Consider the following 18,729-nt stretch of genomic DNA (forward strand, 5'->3'; position numbering starts at 1 on the left):
CTCGTTCAAGGCCTTTCCTCCGCGTTGCGCGCGCAGGGGCATCACTGATGGCGTCTTCGACATGGCTTCATTGCAATCCCTGTTTTCCGAATACTGGCCGCATCTCGCTTTCCTCTTGAGCCTCGTCGTCGGCGGCACGGCGGCCGTGCACGCCGCCATGACCAAGAACGACGTCCGGGCCGCCATAGGCTGGGTGGGGGTCATACTCATGTCGCCCCTGCTGGGCCCCTTCTTTTATCTGGTCGCCGGCGTCAACCGCATCCGCCACGACCATATTTCGGAACAGCGCAACAAGAGCCTGAAGGAATCCCTGCCGATCCCGCCGCCGCCCCGCGCCGACATCGGCGCGATCCGCGCGCCGCAGTTCGATTCGCTGCGCGTGCTGGGAGACCGGATCAGCCGCTTTCCGCTTTGCGACGGCAACCACATACGGGTGCTGCGCGGCGGCGACCAGGCCTACCCCGCGATGATCGAAGCGATCGACGCCGCGGCAAGCTCCATCGCGCTGGAAACCTATATTTTCGACAACGACAGCGTGGGCAGGCAGATCGTGGACGCCCTGGCCCGCGCGCAGCAGCGCGGCGTCAACGTGCGCGTGCTCATCGATGCCGTGGGGTCGAAATACTCGCGCCCGCCCATCATCCGGCTGTTGCGCAAGAAGGGCGTGCCCTCCGCCCTGTTCATGACCAATCCGCTGGGGCTGCGCATGCCTTATGCGAACCTGCGCAGCCACCGCAAGATACTGGTGGTGGACGGGCGCATCGCCTTCACCGGCGGCATGAACATCCGGGCCGGCTTCACCACGGACGCCGCCGGCGCCAAGACCGCCATGGACACCCATTTCCTGGTCGAAGGCCCGGTGGTGCTGCAGCTGATGTCGGTATTCGCCCACGACTGGGAATTCACCACCAAAGAGAACCTGGCCTTCAAGGCATGGTGCAGCGACCGCTGGGACCCGCCGCAGCCGCTGGCCCCCGCGCGCTGCATACGCTCGGGCCCCGACCGCAACATGGTCGGCACCCACAACATGCTGCTGGGCGCGTTTGCCGTCGCGCAGCGGCACATACGCATACAATCGCCCTATTTCCTGCCCGACCAGGTGCTCATGGGCGCCATCAACACCGCCGCGCGGCGCGGCATCACGGTCGACATCGTCATACCGGGGCAGAACAACCTGCGCCTGGTGAACTACGCCATGACGGCGCAACTGGACCAGGTCATACACAGCGGGTGCCGCGTATGGCGCGCGCGGGGCAACTTCAACCACTCCAAGCTCATCACCATCGACGGCGCGTGGTCCTACGTGGGGTCGTCGAACCTGGACCCGCGCAGCCTGCGCCTGAACTTCGAGCTGGACATGGAAATATACAGCCGCGAAACCGCGGCTGAAATCGAAAGCCTGATCGACGCCGAAATCAGGAACGCCGACGCCGTGACGCTGGAAAGCCTGGCCGCCATCCCCTTCCGCAAGCGATTGCGCAACCGGGTGATATGGCTGGCCAGCCCTTACTTGTAGCCAGGCAGCCGCTTACTGGGGCTCCACGCCCGCCTGCTTGACCACCGCCGCCCAGCGCTTGATCTCGCTGTCGACGAACTTGCCGAAGTCGCTGCCCGTCATGTTGGGGACGGCCGTGCCATTGCTGGCCCACAAGTCCTTGATCTTCGGGGTGTTCAGCGCCTTGGTGATTTCCTCGGACATCTTCTTGACGACGTCGGGCGGCGTTCCCGCGGGCGCCCACATGGCATACCAGGTGGAGACCTCATAGTCGGGCACGCCCGCCTCCGCCGCCGTGGGGACGTCGGGGAAGGTGGGCGAACGCTGCGCCGACGCGACCGCCAGCGGCCGGATCGACCCGGCCCGGATGTGCGACGCCGAGGAGCCCAGGCCGTCGAACGCCATGTCGACCTGGCCGGTGATCAGGCCGGTGAGCATGGGGCCCGCGCCCTGATACGGCACGTGGGTGACGTCCACCCCGTTCTTGATCTTGAAGAGCTCGCCCGCCAGATGGTGCGTGCTGCCGACGCCGGCGGACCCGAAGTTGATCTGGCCGGGATTCGCCTTCATCTTCTCGAGCAGTTCCTTGACGCTGTTGACGGGCAGCTTGGAGGGATTGACCACGATCACTTGCGGCGGCTGCGCCAGCAGCGCCACCGGAACGAAGTCTTTCTGGATGTCGTAATTCAGCTTCTTGTAGGTGGACGGGGCCACCACGTGGTGCGCGCCGCCCATGAAGAAGGTGTAGCCGTCGGGGGTTGCGCGCGCGGCGATCCCCGCCCCCAGCGTGCCTCCGGCCCCGCCCTTGTTGTCGACCACGACGCTCTTGCCCAGTTGCTCGCCCAGCTGATGGGCCAGCGGCCGCGCGAAAGTGTCGGTGCCGCCTCCGGCGGGAAACGGCACGATGATGGTGATGGCGCGCTCCGGCCAGGCCGCGTGCGCGCCGCCGGATACGGCCATGGCGGACAGGGCGAGCGCCGCCGCGTATGCAAGACGTACTTTCTTCATGGATCTCCTCCAGGTTTTTCTATTTGACCGAGCGCGGAAAACCCGCGCCCGGAAACCCTGCGCGAACCGGGCAGGGCCGTTTACCACAACCACAAACAACGGTGCGGGCCGGGGCCTACACCTTCTTGAACTGCTCTCGCAGCACATTCTTCTGCACCTTGCCCATGGTGTTGCGGGGAAGCTCCGCCACCACGTGCAGCTGCTTGGGCACCTTGAAATTCGCCAGGCCGGCCTTGAGCTGGGCGAGCAGGCCGGCCGCATCCAGGGTATGGCCTTTCTTGGGCACCACCACCGCCACCACGGCTTCGCCGAAGTCGGGATGCGGCACGCCGATGACCGCGGATTCGTCCACGCCGGGCATGGCGTCGATGAAGAGTTCGATTTCCTTGGGATAGACGTTAAACCCGCCGGAAATGATCAAGTCCTTGCTGCGGCCCACGATGGTGAGGTAGCGGTCGGGGACGCCGTCGCCGCCCCACTGCCCGACGTCGCCGGTGCGGAACCAGCCGTCGCCGGTGAATTCCTCGCGGGTTTTTTCCGGCATGCGCCAATAGCCCGAGAAGACATTGGGGCCTTTGACCTGCACGTTGCCGATTTCGCCCGGCGGCAATTCCTTGCCCTGGTCGTCCACCACGCGCACCGACACCCCCGGCAAGGGCTCGCCGACCGTGCCGCCCAGCCGCTTGCCGCGCGATTCATCGTAGGGATTGGACGTGAGCATGATGGTTTCGCTCATGCCGTAGCGCTCGAGGATGGTCATGCCCGTGCGCTGCTGGAATTCCGTGAAGGTTTCCATGAGCAAGGGCGCGGAACCGGAAATGAACAAGCGCATGCTGGCGCAGATTTCGCGGGTGAAGCGGGGATCCGCCAGCAGACGGACATAATAAGTGGGCACGCCCATCATGATGGTGCTGCGCGGCAGGTAATGCAGGGCCTGGTCTATGTTGAGCTTGGGCAGCCAGATCATGCGCGCCCCCGCCAGCAAGGCCCCGTGCGACGCCACGAACAGGCCGTGCACGTGGAAGATGGGCAGCATGTGCAGCAGCACGTCGTCGGGGCGCCAGCCCCAGTATTCTTTCAGCACCTGCGCATTGGACGACAGGTTGCGGTGGCTGAGCATGGCCCCCTTGCTGCGCCCCGTGGTGCCCGAGGTATACAGAATGGCGGCCAGGTCGTCCGGAGCGCTGCGCGCCGTGTCGAAATCGGCCGGCTGGCTGGCGGCCGCCACCGGCAGGCTGCCCGTGCCGTCCTCGTCGAGGGTGTACACATGGCGGGTGCCGGCTTTCTCGGCCAGCGCGGCAATCCATTCATGGTTCTTGCTGTCGCAGACCACCACGGAAGGCTCGGCATCGGTCAGGAAATATTCGATTTCCGCCGCGCGGTAGGCCGTGTTCAAAGGCAGGTACACCAGGCCGGCGCGCAAGGTGGCCAGGTACAGCATCAGCGCTTCGGGCGATTTTTCAACCTGGACGGCGACGCGCGCGCCTGCCGGCAGAGCGAGCGTGCGCAGCAGAGACGCAAAGCGCGCGCTTATTTCGTCGATGTCGTTCCAGCTGTAGGTGCGGTCCGGCGTTTCGATGGCGACCGCCGAACGGTCGGCCGGAAACCCTGAAGCCAGCAAAGCGTACAAGTTGGCATTGCCTTCCAATTCAATCTCCTGAGAACACTGGCTCGCGGCCAGCCAAAAATGCGTCGACGCCCTCGCGGTGATCGCGGCTGGGCGCATAACTGAAAAAAGAGCGCAGCTCCGCCTCGGACAAGGGTTCCGGCCGCGCACTGAGGCGGGCCACCATCTGCTTGTTCAGGCGCGCCGCCATCGCCGCGCCCTTTTCCAGCCGGGCGACCAGCCGGCCGACATCGGCGTCCAGGTCGGCGTCGGGCACCACGCGCGTCAAAAGCCCCTTGGCCATGGCTTCGTCGGCGCCGAAGACCCTGCCCTCGAGCAGGATCTCGAGCGTCGCGGCCCGCCCGGCAAGCGCCAGCAGGCCTTGCATTTCGTCGGGCGCCATGGGGAAACCCAGCTTGTTGATGGGAACGCCGAAGCGCGAGGACCTGGCCGCGATGCGCAAGTCGCACTGGCTGGCGATCTCGAGCCCGCCCCCGACGCAGACGCCTTCGATGCGGGCCACGACGGGGTGCGGGCAGGCCGCAACCGCCCTGAGCGCCGGCGCGATCACCTGCAGGTGGTAGCGCATGACACCGTCCGTGTCGGCGCGTTCGGTGGGGAACTCGCCGATGTCGGCGCCGGCGGCGAAGTTCCCGCCTTCCCCGGACAGCACCACGCAGCGCAGGCCGGCGTCGGACGACAGCCGGCCGAAGATCTGTTCCAGCTGGCGCCACATGGAGATGGTCAGCGCGTTGAGCCGGCCCGGATGGCTGAGGGTGACGTAGGCGGCGCGCCCCCGGAGTTCCGTCAGGATGCGGCCGCCCGCCGGGCCTTGCGGATTCATAGCCATCTGAGGTTCATTCCGGTCTTGGGTTTGCCCGCGGCCAGCAGGGCGAGGTTGTCGTCCAGCTGGTCCAGCTCGTACAGATAATTGACCATTATGCCGCAGGACTGCGCAATGCCCTTGGGCGAGGAATCGGCCGCCCAGTTGATGCGCTCGATGCGCGCGCCGTTGCCCAGATGGAAGCGCGCCACCGGGTCCAGCGGCTGGCCGTTCTTCATGGACTTGAGATAATGCGCCACCAGCCGCAGGCCGGACTTGCGCACGGCGTCGCCGGCCTTCCCGGCCGCCGCAGCCTGCAGGCGCTCCACCCATGCCTGCCCGGCCTTGGGGTCGTCCAGCGCTTTCTGCCGGTCGGCCTTGTCGTGCAGCAATTCATGGATGGCCTTGCCGTCCTGCTTGCCGAGCCAGTCGACGAAGCCGGGTATGGGCGAGAGGGTCGCAAAGGACTTGAGCTTGGGAAGCTCGATGAGCAACTGGTCGATCACGCGCTTGAGCAGGAAATTCCCGAAGCTGATGCCGCGCAGGCCCGGCTGCGTGTTCGAGATCGAATAGAAGATCGCCCAGCGCGCCTTGGACGGATCGCCCGCCGGCACGGCGGGATCCAGCAGCATCTGGACGTCGCCGGCCATTTCGGCGGCGAAGGCGATCTCGACGAAAATCAGCGGCACGTCGCTCATGCGGGGGTGGAAAAAGGCATAGCAGCGGCGCTGGCTTGCGACGCGGTGGCGCAGTTCGTCCCAGGAGCGGATTTCGTGGACCGCTTCATACTGGATGAGCTTTTCGAGCAGGGACGCCGGGGAATCCCAGGTGATCGGCCGCAATTCCAGCATGCCGACGTCGAACCAGCTGGACAGCAGGCCTTCCAGCTCGCGCTCGAGCACGGTCAGCCCGGCCACCTGGTTGCGCCAGCGCAGCATGTCGGCCCGGAGCTCGACCAGCAGGTGCAGGCTGTCGGCCTGCGCGTACAGCCGGCGGAACAGGCGCAGGCCCTTGTCTTCCCGGGGCTCCAGCCCGGCGCTGGCCTGCGCCAGGCCGGCCAGCAAGGCGCGCCTTTCCTTGGCGTCGGCGGCCAGATAGCGCTGGCTCCATTGCTTGGCCTTGCGGTTGGCCGCGACGTCGGTCATGCGCGCCGTGAAGAGCGAGAGGACGTCCGTCTGCAATGGCAGGTGATCGCGCTCGAGCCAGCGCCCCAGGCGGGCGATCAGCCCCTCGGTTTCCTTTTCGGAGGCTTTTTCGGCCTCGGCCTCGGGCTGCGGGGCGGGTAGCTTTTTCACGTCGGTGACCGTCATGATGTCTTGACTCCAGATGCGCGCGGCAACAATTGCGCAACATTGTCCTGCCTGGACGATGCCGCGCGCTCGTCCAGTGTGTGCAGGGCGTCCAGCTGGCGCAGCAAGTGCTTGCGCGTCAGCGCTTCCGCGCCGTCGGGGTCGCGGGCCTTCAGGGCGGCGAAAATCGCCATGTGTTCGGCGCAGGATTCTTTGATGCGCCCCGGCAGCGCCAGGCTTTTGTGGCGCGACAGGCTGAGCAGCTTGCGCAGGTGGTCGACCAGGTCCGACAGCCAGCGGTTGTCCGCCAGCGCCTGGACTTCTTCGTGGATGACGGCGTTGCAGGCGTAGTAGGCGTCGATGTCGCCCGCGGCGGCGTGTTCTTGCAGGCGGGCGTGCAGGGGCTCGAGGCGGAGCAGGTCGGCTTCGGTGACTTTCCGGGCGGCCTCGTAGGCGCAGCGCCCTTCGAGCATGGCCATGAGGGGGAAGATGTCGTCCATGTCGCGCGCCGACAGCTCGTTGACGAAGCAGCCGCGCCGGGGTTCGAGCCTGAGCAGCCCTTCGGCCACCAGCACTTTGAGCGCTTCGCGCAGCGGGGTGCGCGATATGCCGAGTTCGCGAGTGAGGCGGACTTCGTCTATCCATTCGCCGGATTCGAGCTCATGCGCCTGGATCATGGCGCGCAAGCGGTCGGCCACTTCCTGGTAAAGCACCTGCTGGACGATACGGGTTGCCATGCCTGCCTCGGTGTCTGGACCTCATAATTCATAATTATGGCAGTTTTTTCGATGAATACAAGTGTGACGGCAGCCGAAGCACAGGCGTATCATCGTTCCGTATCCCCATTCTCAACCACTCGACGGAGCACCCGGCCATGAGCCGCAACAACGCCCACCCAGGCACAGACCCCGGCAAGCACTGGCGCCAGGAAACCCTTCTCCTGCACCAAGACGCCCACCTGGCGACAGACACATCGGTCGTCGCCCCCATCCACTACAGCGCAACCTTCCGGGCCGACACCCCCGAAGAATTCGCCGAAATGGCCAACACCCCCCGGCACCCCGGCTTCTACAGCCGCTACGGCAATCCCGTCCATAAACGAGTCGAAGCCGTCATCGCCGCGCTCGAAGGCACCGAAACCGCCCTGCTCACCGCCTCCGGCATGGGCGCCATCAGCACCACCGTGCTGGGCCTGGTCAAGCAAGGGGACCACGTCATCGCCCAGCGCCGGCACTACATGAGCACCTCGAAACTGTTCGAAGAAGTGCTGCCGCGCTTCGGCGTCGCCTCGACCATCGTCGACCAGACCGACCTGGACGAACTCGCTGCGGCCATCCGGCCCGAGACCAGGCTGATCATGGTGGAGACCCCCGTCAACCCCACCCTGACGCTCACCGACCTCGCAGCCGTGGCCACCCTGGCGCGCGCCCGCGGCATCCTCACCATCGCGGACAACACCTTTGCCTCCCCGCTGAATCAGAAACCCCACGACCTCGGCATAGACATCGTCGTGCATAGCGCGACCAAGTATTTCGGCGGCCATCACGACATCACCGCGGGCGCCGTCTGCTGCAGCGAGGAACTGGCGGAGAAAATATGGAGCATGCACGTCACGCTCGGCTCCGTGCTCTCGCCGATGGACGCCTGGCTGCTGCTGCGCGGGCTGCGCACGCTTTCCCTGCGCATGGAACGCATCAACGCCAACGCGCTCGCGCTGGCGCAATGGCTGGAAACGCATCCCGCGGTGGAGCGGGTCTACTACCCCGGGCTCGCCAGCCATCCCCAGCATGAGCTGGCCCGGCGCCAGATGAGCGGCTACGGCGCGGTCATCGCCTTCAGCCTGAAAGGCGGCTTCCAGGCCGGCACCCGTTTCGTCTCCGCCCTGCGGCTGGCGACTCACGCCGTCAGCCTGGGCGGCGTCGAAACCCTGGCCGTCCACACCGCCGCCATGTGGGCGGGCACCATGACCGAAGAGCAGATGATTTCCGCCGGCATCGAACCGAACTTCATCCGCATGTCGGTGGGCGTGGAGCATATCGACGACCTGAAGGCCGATCTGGCGCAAGCCTTGGAGCCGGACCCCGCCGGGATCTGACCCCACGGCCAAGAAAAAACCCCGTAGAGGGGTCCCTACGGGGCAAGGCATTAGCTCAAATCTACTAAATCGCAAAGGCAGTATAGCCGACCATATTGAGAATAGCTATCATTTATAGAAGACGCAAGCATCGCGCCCTTCGACTCGCATCAGCCGGCCTTTAGGAAGGCAATACATAGGCGATAACGTCATCGCCGGCCTTGGTGCCCAAGGACCCATGGCCGCCTGCCGCGACCACTACGTATTGCCTGCCGTCCGAGCCGGTATAAGTGATGGGCGTAGCCTGGCCGCCCGCGGGCAAACGAGCCTTCCACAATTCTTCGCCCGTGGCGACGTCGTAGGCGCGCAGGTAATAGTCCAGCGTACTCGACAAGAAGGCCACGCCGCCGGCCGTCATAATGGGGCCGCCCAGGTTGGGCACGCCCATCTTGAACGGCAGTGGAATCGGTGAGCTGTCGCGGACCGTGCCGTTTTTATGCATCCAGGCGACCTCGCCCGTCGTCAGGTCGGCCCCCGCCACATAACCCCAGGGCGGCGCCTGGCAAGGAAGCCCGAGCGCCGAGGTGAAAGCACTGAGCTTCACGGCAAACGGCGCGCCGAAGTTCTCGTTCAACGCGGGCAGGCTGTCTTGCGGCCGTTCATCGCCCTGCACATAGAGCGTGGTGTCGTCTTCGCGCGGAATCAGCTGGGAAACGAAAGCAAGGTGGGTGGGCGTGGCAAAGGCAACTTGGCGCTCAGGGTCCACAGCGATCCCGCCCCAATTGAATACGCCGAAGTTGCCCGGATACACCAGCGTTCCTTCCGTACTCGGCGGCGTGTAGCGCCCGTCGTAGCGCAATTTCCGGAATTCTATCCTGCAAGCCAGTTGATCGAAGAGGGTGCCGCCCCACATCGACGCCTCCGTCAGCGGCGCGGGATCAAACGATAGCGCCGACACGGGCTGCGTAGGCGCGGTCCGGTCGCCTTGCACCGCCCCTTGGGGATAAGGTTTCTCGACGACCGGCAGGACGGGCTCGCCATTGCGCCGGTCCAGCACGAACAGCTCGCCTTGCTTGGTGGGCTGCACAAGAGCCGGAACGTTCCGGCCATCGATGGTCAGGTCGATCAAGCTGGGCTGAGACGGCACGTCGTAATCCCACAGGTCATGGTGCACGGTCTGAAAACGCCAGCGCACGCGTCCCGTGGCCAGATCCAGCGCCACGACCGCGGACGCATAGGAATCCGCGGCTTCGGTGCGCTCGCCCCCCCATTGATCCGGCGGCTGATTGCCCATGGGCACGTAAACCATGCCCAAAGCCTCGTCCACGCTGGAAATCGACCAGCTATTGGGCGTCGAGGGCGTGTAGGTCTCGCCGGGGCCCAATGGCTCAGTGCTTTCTGGATTGCCTGGATCCCAGTTCCACACGAGCTCGCCGGAGTTGACATCGTAGGCGCGAATGACGCCCGCCGGCTCGTGGGTCGATACATTGTCCAGTACGGTGCCGCCGACAATGATCAACGACCGTGTCACCACGACCGGCGAGGTCGAATAATAGCCTCCAGGCCGTGCGTTAGGCATATTGGCCCACAGATTGATCTGCCCCGTGCCGCCCCCGAAATTCGCGCATACCGCGCCATCGTCCGGGTTGAGCGCAATGATCCGCCCGTCGGCGGTAGGCATGAACAATTTGGCGGCGCACCGGTCGGTCGTCGTTCCATCTTCGGCCGCCACCGGCAGGTTCAGGTCTTGCAATGACGTCGCCGCGCCGGCCCGCCGATCGGCCAACGGCGCGGAGCCGGCGGCGCGATCGCCAGTTTCCGAACGGCCCCCATCCCGCCCCGCGTTCTCATTGCCCGATCCTTCTTGGGAGCCGCCTACAGCGACATCAGTCGCCATGCCGGTCTTCGCCGCATCATAGTAAGACAGGCCACGGCAGGTCAGGTGCTGCAATGCCAGCTCACCCCGTATCTGCGGATCGTAGCGCCATATTTCCTTCCCGGAGGTCGCGTCCAGCGCGATGACCGACTGGTGCGGCGTGCACAGATACAGTCGTTCGCCTATCTTCAAAGGTGTGACCTCGAAGGTCGTCTCCACCGGATCACCCTCACGGCCGCGCACGTCGCCCGTTTCGTAGTGCCAGGCGACTTCCAGCCGGGACACGTTATCCGGGGTGATCTGCTTGAGGGGCGAGTAGCGCTGGCCATGGCTGGTCCGCCCATATGCATGCCATTCTCCGGGCGGTACCCCCAGGGAATTTGCGGCCGCTTGGTTCCGGACGCCAGGCAACGTCCCTTCGATGCGATGCGGATCGACGAACCAGGATGCGATGGCAACGATCAGGAACAGCAGCAAGGAGGCCATCAATGGCAGGCCGGCCCGCCTTGCGGCGCGCGCGTCTTGCTCGCGCGCTTCGGAGGTCGTTCGAACTTGGCGAAGCAGCGGACGTGTGACCCAAGGGGTCAGCAGGAACAGCCCGAGCAGGAAGAGAATATCGCCGCGTGCCGCCAACGGCCACCAGTCCAGGCCCACTTCCCACAGAGCCCACGCCAGGGTCGCCAGCACCAGCGCGGCGTAGAGCCACAAGGCTGACGCCTTGCGCTGAAATAACAGCGCGGCTGTGGCCAGGAGCGCGACACCCGCCAAGGCGTAATACCACGATCCGCCTACGGCGATGAGCCATATGCCGCCAACGATCAAAACGATGCCGAACAGGGCATTCAGGAACACCGCCGCCAACAAGGCGGCGTTCCTTCGAGTATTTCGCATGGGTTCTTCTCCTTGGCACTTGCTCGCTGGATGGGGATTCGGCGTTGATGCCGAGCAGCAAGTTCAGTACCTGGAGCCGGACGGCAAGCTCAGGCCATGACGAAAATGATTGTCGCCCTCGCCGCCATAGATGGTGCCATCGCCGGCAGCTTCAGCCCCGAACCCGCTGGCGCCCGGAAGCCGACCGGAATCGGCGCGTTGACGGACGGGGCCCATCCGGCTGGGCGCTCAAAGCCCAGCATGAAGGGGGACACGGCCGCCACCCCGCGCCGGGATGTGCCGCCACAACGGCTTCTTCGGTCGGGGCGACCAGATCAGGTCACAAGTTCTCCAGAGTAATGGTTGCCCCACGACCGGAGCTTGTCGCCCCTTCATCTGACTGCCCCACGAAACCAACGAGGACAATCGCTTCGTATTCAGGAACCCGCCCCGCCCCTCGTACAGTCGACAAATCATAAGTCAACAACGTATCAGTACCGGATCCCCCTGCTGTGAACTGGTTACTACCGGAATCGTAGATCCCGCGAGTGAACTTGAGCCCCTCCCCTACACCGGATACATCCGTAGACGATGCATGCACGGACCAAAAGCGGTTATTAGTGGTATCAAGATAGATTTCCAGCTTATCACCAGTACCCAAACCGGTATAGATATCAAATCCAGAGGTATTCACGGACGAACCTGTTGCATTATTTGCGCCTGAGTGGCCGCCGCGCAACACCACTGTGTCGGTACCAGCACCTACGTTAATTCGATCGGCACCCATACCGCCCGTAATCCAGTCATTGCGTGCGCTACCGACCAAGGTATCTGCTGCAGCACTTCCATTCAGCGTATAACCTGCAGTACCCGTTGACGCCGATACATTGATGGTGGCGCCCCCTGCGGCCGCATTCAGCACCGCAGTTCCCCCTTGGACAGTTGCATTGGTCGCAACGAAAGCAGTCACATTGTTCGCCGTTGCTGTCGCACCCGCCGAAACCTCCAGGATGTCGCCCGTCGCCAGATCGGTGATCGTGTCGGACCCCGCGTCCACCTTGAAGGTGTCGTTACCCGAGCCACCAGTCAACGTATCGTTACCCAAGCCACCCGTCAACGTATCGTTACCCAAGCCACCAGTCAACGTATCATCGCCTCCACCCCCCGTAATCTGGTCATCGCTCGAACTGCCAACCAAGGTGTCTGCTGCAGCGCCACCATTCAAGGCATAGCCGCCACCGGTTGACAACGATACATCGATGGTGGCACCCGCAGCGGCCGCATTCAGCACAGCAGACCACCCTTGGGTAGTTGCATTGGTCGCAATGAAATGAGACACATTGTTCGCCGTGGCTGCCGCCCAATTCGAAACCACCAGAATGTCGCCCGTGGCCAGATCGGTGATCGTGTCGGCACCCGCGTCCACCCTGAAGGTGTCGTTACCCGAGCCACCGGTCAACGTATCATTGCCTCCTCCCCCAGTGATGATGTCGTTGCCCGCGCCGCCCTGGATGGTGTCATTGCCTGCGCCGCCATTAATATCATCGTCACCATCGCCGCCGTCGATAACGTCGTTGCCATTGCCGGAATTGATCACGTCGTTGCCGGCGAGTCCGTTGATGGTCAGGTGGCCGGCCGCAAAAGAGGCAAGGTTGTAGGTGTCCGGGCCCGGCGTACCCTGTACCGTCACCGTGCCGTTGGTCGCGTTGTGGATGGCGGTCAGCTCGCCGGCATCCACGGCGCCATTCACAATGACGTTCGCTGTCAAGGCGATGACTCTCGTCGCCTCGGTGATCAGCGCGGCGGTCAGTTCGGCGGCCGTGCCGGAAATCGTGACGGCATTCGTAACCGTGACGGTTCCCGTGGTTGTGCCCCTGAGCGTGCTCAGTGCCGTCGCATTCAGTCCGGTGCCGGCGGAATCGTTCACCGTGATGGTGTAGGCATTATTGGTTTCCGTAAGCCCGCTGAAGTCGGACAGCGCGCCCACGAGCGTAGCGGTGACGATACCGTCCGTTGCAGCGGCGATGAGGTTGGCCTGGGCTGCGGTTGTGGTGCCGCTGAGGGTGACGCTGGCCGCCGTCGCGATCACTTTGGTGGCCTCTGTCACCAGCGCCGCCGTCACTTCAGCGGCCGTGCCGGTGATCGTGACGGCATTCGTGACAGTGACCGGCGCTGTGGTCTTGCCTCCCAGCGCGCTCAGCGCCGTTGCGGTCAGGGTAGCGGTGGACGCATCTGTGACCGTGATGGTGTAGGCATTATTGGTTTCCGCAAGGCCGGCGAAGCTGGCCAGCGCACCCTCGAGCGCGGCGGTGACGACACCGTTCGTTGCAGCAGCGATGCCATTGATATCATTGATGTCAACGGCGCTCGTTACCGGGATCATGCCGCTGACCTGGACGTTGGCCGTCCCCGCAGTCACCTTGGTATCGTTGGTGACCAGGGCTGCCTTCACTTCCGCAGCGTTGCCGGTGATCGTGACGGCATTCGCGACGGTGACCGGCGCAGTGGTCTTGCCTCTCAGCGCGCTCAGTGCCGTCGCATTCAGTTCGGTGCCGGCGCCGTCGTTCACCGTGATGGTGTAGGCGTTATTGGTTTCCGCAAGCTCGCTGAAGATGGCGAGCTCGCCCGCCAGGCTGGCGGTGACGACACCGCTCGTTGCAGCAGCGATGCCATTGATGTCATCGGCGCTCGTTACCGGGATCATGTCGCTGATCTGGACCTTGGCCGTTCCCGCGATCACCTTGGTGTCGTCAGCGATCAGGGCTGCCTTGACATCCGCAGCCGTGCCGGTGATCGTGACGGCTTCCAGGACCGTCACGGTGCCGGTGGTTTTTCCCCCAATGGCGCTCAGGTCGGACGCCAGCAAAGGTGTGGTCGCCGTGCCTGCTTCTGTGTCAGTTATCGTGACCACAGCCGTCGGGGCGCTGACACAGGTGGCCGGGGTGACCAGCGCAGCAGTAACTTCAGCTGTCGTTCCGGAAATGGCGACCGCGTTGCTCACGGTGACATCCCCGGTGGTTTTGCCGCCAAGCGCGCTGAGTGCCGTCGCCGACATCTGGGTGCCCGCGTCGTCGTTCACCGTGATGGTGTAGGCATTGTTGGTTTCCGCAAGGCTATCAAAGCTGGTCAAAGGCCCCGACTGAAGCGTGGCGGTGACGATGCCGCCCGTTGCCGCGGCGATGTCATTGGCATCGGCCACGCTGACCACGGCGTCGGTCAGGGTCACATGCGCCGAGGGGGCCTCCACCTTGGTGTCGGCCTCAAGCAGGGCGGCCTTCACATCGGCGACCGAGCCGTTGACTGTCATATTCTGTGAGTCGGCTACCGTGACGGTGCCCGATGTGGCGCCGCCGATGGCGCGCAGCGTGGCAGCGTCGACCACGGTATTGGCGGCGGTGGAAATATTGACGACGGAATTCGGAGCCGAGACGCGGGTATCCGGGGTCACCAGTGCCGCGGCAATTTCAGCTGCCGTTCCGCCAATGACCACCGCGTTGGTGATGGTCACAGGCCCCGTGGTCTTGCCGCCCAGCGCGCTCAAGTCTGTCGCCGGCATGTTGGTCCCGGCGGGGTCGTTCAGCGTGATCGTAAAGTTGTTGCCCGCCTCGATGCCGTTGAAACTGGCCAAGCTTCCCGGCTCCAGGGTGGCCGTGACCACACCATTGATCTTCCCGGCGATCGTGTTGGCTTCAGTCGCCGAAATCATATCGCTGATGGTTACCGGGCCCGTAATGGCGGGGTCGATTGACGGGGTAGCGGCATTCGCGTTGGCGATGATGCCGTTCAGAATCGCACTTTCCGCCACCACGCTCACGCCATTGACGATGATGCCTTTGGTGACGCCCTTCGGAATAGCCACGGGGTTGCCGTTGGCCGGCGTGAACACATAATTGCCATTGCTTTCCGTGATGGTGACGTTGCCGTTGCCGGACGACACGATCAGGACGCCGTCCTGATCCGGCACCACGGTGAACGTGGGCCCGGTCGAGCCACCGCCGCCGGGTGTCGGCTTGTTGTCCAGCAGGAACACCTGGTCGGACAGGATCACCCCATCCGGCACTATCACTTCCGGCGGAACGATCAGCTTCAGCCCGGAACCCGCCGGCGCCCGGAAGTCGACCGGAATCGGCGCGTTGGCGGACGGGACCCATCCGGCTGGGCGCTCAAAGCCCGGCATGAAGGGGGACACGACCGCCACACGCGCCCAGGCTTGCGCGAAATCGCCATTAGCAAGCGCCTGCGCGAACGCGGGATCGTTGCCGAAATTGGACAGCTTCACGCCGTTTCCGAGATCGCGGCCTTCGGCAATACCGTATTCCATCAGGTGCACGAAAGGCGAAAGGCCTTCGGACGCGAACGGCCCCTGCAGGTCGGCATTGGCGTTCAAGTATTTTCCCAGGTCCAGGTAGGGACTGATGGGCCGCCCTTCCCTGTGCCCGAACAAGACGAAATGCTGCACCGCCGATGCCATCTGCCCGCTGGCGATGGCCTGGGCGACATCGGGGTTGTGCCGCACATAGAAGTCCTCGTCGAAAAGCGGACTCAGCAGCCGCCCTTCCGCTATGCCGAACATCAGGGCGTGGTCCCATGGGGTCAGCGTGCCGGCGCGTACCGCGGCGGCCACGTCGGGGTTGTTCGCGAGATAGTATTCGACGTCGAACAACGGCGACCCGCTGCGCCCTTCAACGCGCCCAAATGTCTGGAAATGGGTTTCCGCGTCGGTCAGGCCCGCCCGGACCGCGGCAGCCACGTCGGGGTTCCGCAATAAATACCAATTTGCGTTGAAGGGTAGCGAAGTTACCATGGTAGTTTCCTGAATCAATGGGGTAGCCGGCGGGCCGGCCCGCCGGCGTGGCTGCATGAATGCGTTCCATCGCATGTACGACATCCGGGAACGCCATGCCCGCGTTTTACCAATCGCAAAAACGGAAACATTAAGGCACCTTAAAAAAGCGTTGGCTCTCCGCTACAATTTCCGCCCTCCCTTTTTCCTGTGTACTGCGCCGGCCACCATGGTTTTGTTACAACGCCACCTCGCTCTCAGCGTTCCAGGCGGACAGCTTCGGATGAAGGACCATGCAATGCGGGCATGGCGCCATGTCCTCTGCATCGTGCTCCTGTGCCTCGGGGCGGCCGCCTCGGCCGGCGCCGCCGCCACCGACCACATCGTGTCGCAAGCCTGGTTCGAAGACACCACGGGGCGCATGAGCTGGGCCGAGGTCCGGCAGCAGGCCATGACCCCGTTTTCCGGGGTGCTGGCCCGCGGCTACGGAAAGGCGCCCATCTGGGTCAGGCTGCGCATCGATCCTTCCGCGTCCGGCACGCCGGCCGACGAGTCCCTGTACCTGCGCATCCGTCCCGCCTACCTGGATGACCTGGTGCTGTACGACGCCGCGCAGCAGCCCAGCCGCCAGGGACCCATCGGCGACCGCTACCCGATATCGATCCAGTCCGCCCACTCGACCCGCTTCACGTTCAGCCTGCCCGCCGGCTCGGCCCCCCGCGACATCTGGCTCAGGCTGGAGACCACCAGCACCCGCATGGCACGTTTTGAAGTGCTCAACGGCATGGATCTGGCCGTAAGCAACGGCATCCTCGATATGGCGGGGTCGTTTTATCTGGGCCTGCTGGGCCTGTTCATCCTGTGGGGCGTGATCCAACTGGTCCTGCGTCCCGAGCCGCTGGTCGCATGCTTCGTGGCTCATCAGGCCACCGCCCTGGTCTTCGGCGGGAGCACGCTGGGCTACACCAGACTGCTGCTGGATGGCATCGTGAGCCCCGCCAGCCTGGACATGCTGACGAGCGTGGTCGGCATCGGCGCTTCGGGCCTGGCGGTTCTCTTTGCGCAGTTCCTGCTGAATGAACTCGGTCACGCGCGCTGGCGCAGCCGCGTCATCGGCGGCATTCTTTTCGTGTTCGCGGCGCTGTTGGCGCTGCTGGCCAGCGGGCGGGTCATGGAAGCGCTGGAAGGCAACATGAGGCTGATCCTCGTGGTTCCCACCCTCCTGCTCGTCATGGCCCTCCTGAGCCGCTCGCCTCCCGACGCAAGAGCGGAAGGCAAGTTGCCCAAGCCCTGGGTGGTGGGGTATTTCGTGCTGACACTGGCCTTCACACTGTTTGCCGCCGCCCCCTCCCTGGGCTTGATCGCGGCTCCCGAGCTGAGCCTTTACATCGTGCTTTTCTACAGTCTCAGCTCAGGCCTGCTCATGATCGTCATGCTCCTGTACCGGGCCCACCTGCACCTGCTGTACCAGCAGGCTCAGGCGACCAAGGCGCAGGCCAGTGAGCAGCGGGCGGATCAGGAAAGAGCGCACCGCCTGGATCGCGAACGCTTGCTGGCCATGATGGGGCACGAGCTCAAGACGCCGCTGGCCACGCTGCGCATGCTGCTGGACAACCAGGCCATACCGCAGCCGTTGTCGCAGCGCATGGACGTGTCGATAAAGGAAATGGCCGGCGTGATCGACCGGGTGGTGCAGACCGGGCGCCTCGCTGACCAAGCCACCATCGTGCGCCATGAGCGATGTTCGCTGGAGCAGATCCTGGACCATGCCCTCGGCGAGCTCCCCGAACGAGGCCGGGTGGCGATCGAGCGCCCGGCCGGCCGGCCGAGGGAAATCGAAAGCGACCCGGGCCTGATGGCCGTGATCCTGCGCAATCTGCTCGATAACGCCTTGAAGTACAGCCCTCCGGCGTCGCCGGTCACGGTGCGCTATGAGCTGGCGGACCGTCCCGATCAGTGGCTGATCGAAATCGAGAACATGGTCGGGCGTGCCGGACGGCCCGACGCGCAACACGTGTTCGACAAATACTATCGCAGCCCCCAGGCCGGCTATCGCTCGGGCTCCGGGCTGGGTCTGTACATCGTCCAGGAGCTGGCGCAGATGCTCGGGGCCGGCGTGATGTACGCTCCCGATGATGAAAGGATACGTTTCAGGCTTTCGACCCATGGCAGCCGGTAAAGCGAAAGGAAGAATGGCCGCATGACAGACCGTTTATTGATCGCGGTGGTTGAAGACAACGACGCCTTGCGTGACGCGACAGTGGAAATGCTGGCGCACAACGGGTTCCGGGCGACAGGCGTTGCCTGTGCCGAGGACATCGACGACACCCCGTTCCCGCAACCGCCCGACATCTATGTGATCGATCTGACTTTGCCGGGGGAAGACGGCTTATCGTTGGCGGCCCGCCTGCGGCGAGCGCAGCCGAAGGTGGGCATCGTCATCACCACCGCCCGTACCTTGCTGGACGACCGCCTGAAGGGGTATGAGTCCGGCGCGGACATTTACCTGCCCAAGCCGGTGGACCCCAAGGAATTGCTGCTGGCCCTGCAGGCGCTGGGACAGCGCCTGCGGCACATGGACCCGCCATCGCAAGGGCTGGTCCTGGACAGGCATGCCCTGGTGCTGAGGGGTTCCGCCGGCTCGTGCAAGGTCTCGGCGTCCGAAGCCCGCCTGCTGTCCGCGTTCGCCTCGGCGAATGAAAACACGCTGGAGCGCTGGCAGGTGGCCGCGCAGATGAGCCCGGGCAGCGGAAGCATCAGCCAGGAAAGCATGCAGGCCCGCCTGAGCCAGCTGCGCAGAAAAATCCAGGCTTGCGGCTATGCTGGCGAAAGCATCAGGTCCATCAGGAACAGCGGCTACAAATTCTGCCTGCCGATCCAGACGATTTGACCGCGCGCCGAAGCA

Annotated in this window: 11 protein-coding genes; 4 read left to right on the forward strand and 7 right to left on the reverse strand. The window is 64.4% G+C overall.

Annotated features, from left to right (window positions below; translation table 11 throughout):
* The first annotated feature begins 61 nt into the window (after positions 1 to 61).
* A complete protein-coding gene (locus tag H0A72_RS04575; protein ID WP_180153868.1) occupies positions 62 to 1,516 on the forward strand; it encodes a phospholipase D-like domain-containing protein in 1,455 nt (484 codons plus the stop codon).
* Between the two features lie 12 nt (positions 1,517 to 1,528).
* Here the strand turns inward: H0A72_RS04575 and H0A72_RS04580 are convergent, their stop codons facing one another.
* From H0A72_RS04580 to H0A72_RS04600, 5 genes are all read right to left on the reverse strand, one after another.
* Positions 1,529 to 2,455 carry a Bug family tripartite tricarboxylate transporter substrate binding protein gene (locus H0A72_RS04580; RefSeq protein ID WP_425502472.1) on the reverse strand — a complete coding sequence of 309 codons (927 nt, stop codon included), beginning with the start codon at positions 2,453 to 2,455 and terminating at the stop codon, positions 1,529 to 1,531.
* A gap of 163 nt (positions 2,456 to 2,618) precedes the next feature.
* On the reverse strand, positions 2,619 to 4,151 hold the full coding sequence (locus H0A72_RS04585; protein ID WP_246436774.1) for a malonate--CoA ligase: 1,533 nt from the start codon (positions 4,149 to 4,151) through the stop codon (positions 2,619 to 2,621).
* Between the two features lies 1 nt (position 4,152).
* Positions 4,153 to 4,959 (reverse strand): enoyl-CoA hydratase/isomerase family protein, encoded by an 807-nt coding sequence (locus tag H0A72_RS04590; RefSeq protein ID WP_180153871.1) that lies wholly within the window; start codon positions 4,957 to 4,959, stop codon positions 4,153 to 4,155.
* Entirely contained in the window at positions 4,950 to 6,242 is a 1,293-nt protein-coding gene (locus tag H0A72_RS04595) for a malonyl-CoA decarboxylase domain-containing protein (protein ID WP_180153872.1), read from the reverse strand. The genes H0A72_RS04590 and H0A72_RS04595 overlap by 10 nt, the downstream gene beginning before the upstream one ends.
* Positions 6,239 to 6,958, reverse strand: a complete 720-nt coding sequence (locus tag H0A72_RS04600) for a GntR family transcriptional regulator (protein WP_180153873.1) — start codon at positions 6,956 to 6,958, stop codon at positions 6,239 to 6,241. Before H0A72_RS04600 ends, H0A72_RS04595 begins: the two co-directional genes overlap by 4 nt.
* Before the next feature lie 137 nt (positions 6,959 to 7,095).
* Between H0A72_RS04600 and H0A72_RS04605 the strand changes: the two genes are divergently transcribed.
* Positions 7,096 to 8,316 carry a trans-sulfuration enzyme family protein gene (locus H0A72_RS04605; RefSeq protein ID WP_180153874.1) on the forward strand — a complete coding sequence of 407 codons (1,221 nt, stop codon included), beginning with the start codon at positions 7,096 to 7,098 and terminating at the stop codon, positions 8,314 to 8,316.
* A 160-nt stretch (positions 8,317 to 8,476) separates the two neighbouring features.
* Here the strand turns inward: H0A72_RS04605 and H0A72_RS04610 are convergent, their stop codons facing one another.
* Both H0A72_RS04610 and H0A72_RS04615 read right to left on the reverse strand, forming a co-directional pair.
* The gene (locus H0A72_RS04610; RefSeq protein WP_180153875.1) at positions 8,477 to 11,062 is read right to left on the reverse strand and encodes a glucose/quinate/shikimate family membrane-bound PQQ-dependent dehydrogenase; all 2,586 of its coding nucleotides are present in this window, start codon (positions 11,060 to 11,062) and stop codon (positions 8,477 to 8,479) included.
* Between the two features lie 319 nt (positions 11,063 to 11,381).
* Positions 11,382 to 15,845, reverse strand: coding sequence for a beta strand repeat-containing protein (locus H0A72_RS04615; RefSeq protein ID WP_180153876.1), 4,464 nt, complete (start codon positions 15,843 to 15,845; stop codon positions 11,382 to 11,384).
* 262 nt (positions 15,846 to 16,107) lie between these two features.
* Between H0A72_RS04615 and H0A72_RS04620 the strand changes: the two genes are divergently transcribed.
* Both H0A72_RS04620 and H0A72_RS04625 read left to right on the forward strand, forming a co-directional pair.
* Positions 16,108 to 18,003, forward strand: coding sequence for a sensor histidine kinase (locus tag H0A72_RS04620; protein WP_180153877.1), 1,896 nt, complete (start codon positions 16,108 to 16,110; stop codon positions 18,001 to 18,003).
* Between the two features lie 21 nt (positions 18,004 to 18,024).
* Positions 18,025 to 18,714: a response regulator transcription factor gene (locus tag H0A72_RS04625; protein ID WP_180153878.1), complete on the forward strand. Its 690-nt coding sequence runs from the start codon at positions 18,025 to 18,027 to the stop codon at positions 18,712 to 18,714.
* The last annotated feature ends 15 nt before the right edge of the window (positions 18,715 to 18,729 follow it).

The sequence above is a fragment of the Parapusillimonas granuli genome (assembly GCF_013416525.1).
Taxonomy (GTDB): Bacteria; Pseudomonadota; Gammaproteobacteria; order Burkholderiales; family Burkholderiaceae_B; genus Parapusillimonas; species Parapusillimonas granuli.

Bases quoted from the DNA above. Each gene is read 5' to 3' on its own strand.
- H0A72_RS04580 (WP_425502472.1), bottom strand. From the start codon at position 2,455: ATGGCCGTATCCGGCGGCGCGCACGCGGCCTGGCCGGAGCGCGCCATC.
- H0A72_RS04615 (WP_180153876.1), bottom strand. From the start codon at position 15,845: ATGGTAACTTCGCTACCCTTCAACGCAAATTGGTATTTATTGCGGAAC.
- H0A72_RS04595 (WP_180153872.1), bottom strand. From the start codon at position 6,242: ATGACGGTCACCGACGTGAAAAAGCTACCCGCCCCGCAGCCCGAGGCC.
- H0A72_RS04600 (WP_180153873.1), bottom strand. From the start codon at position 6,958: ATGGCAACCCGTATCGTCCAGCAGGTGCTTTACCAGGAAGTGGCCGAC.
- H0A72_RS04610 (WP_180153875.1), bottom strand. From the start codon at position 11,062: ATGCGAAATACTCGAAGGAACGCCGCCTTGTTGGCGGCGGTGTTCCTG.
- H0A72_RS04590 (WP_180153871.1), bottom strand. From the start codon at position 4,959: ATGGCTATGAATCCGCAAGGCCCGGCGGGCGGCCGCATCCTGACGGAA.
- H0A72_RS04575 (WP_180153868.1), top strand. From the start codon at position 62: ATGGCTTCATTGCAATCCCTGTTTTCCGAATACTGGCCGCATCTCGCT.
- H0A72_RS04625 (WP_180153878.1), top strand. From the start codon at position 18,025: ATGACAGACCGTTTATTGATCGCGGTGGTTGAAGACAACGACGCCTTG.
- H0A72_RS04620 (WP_180153877.1), top strand. From the start codon at position 16,108: ATGAAGGACCATGCAATGCGGGCATGGCGCCATGTCCTCTGCATCGTG.
- H0A72_RS04605 (WP_180153874.1), top strand. From the start codon at position 7,096: ATGAGCCGCAACAACGCCCACCCAGGCACAGACCCCGGCAAGCACTGG.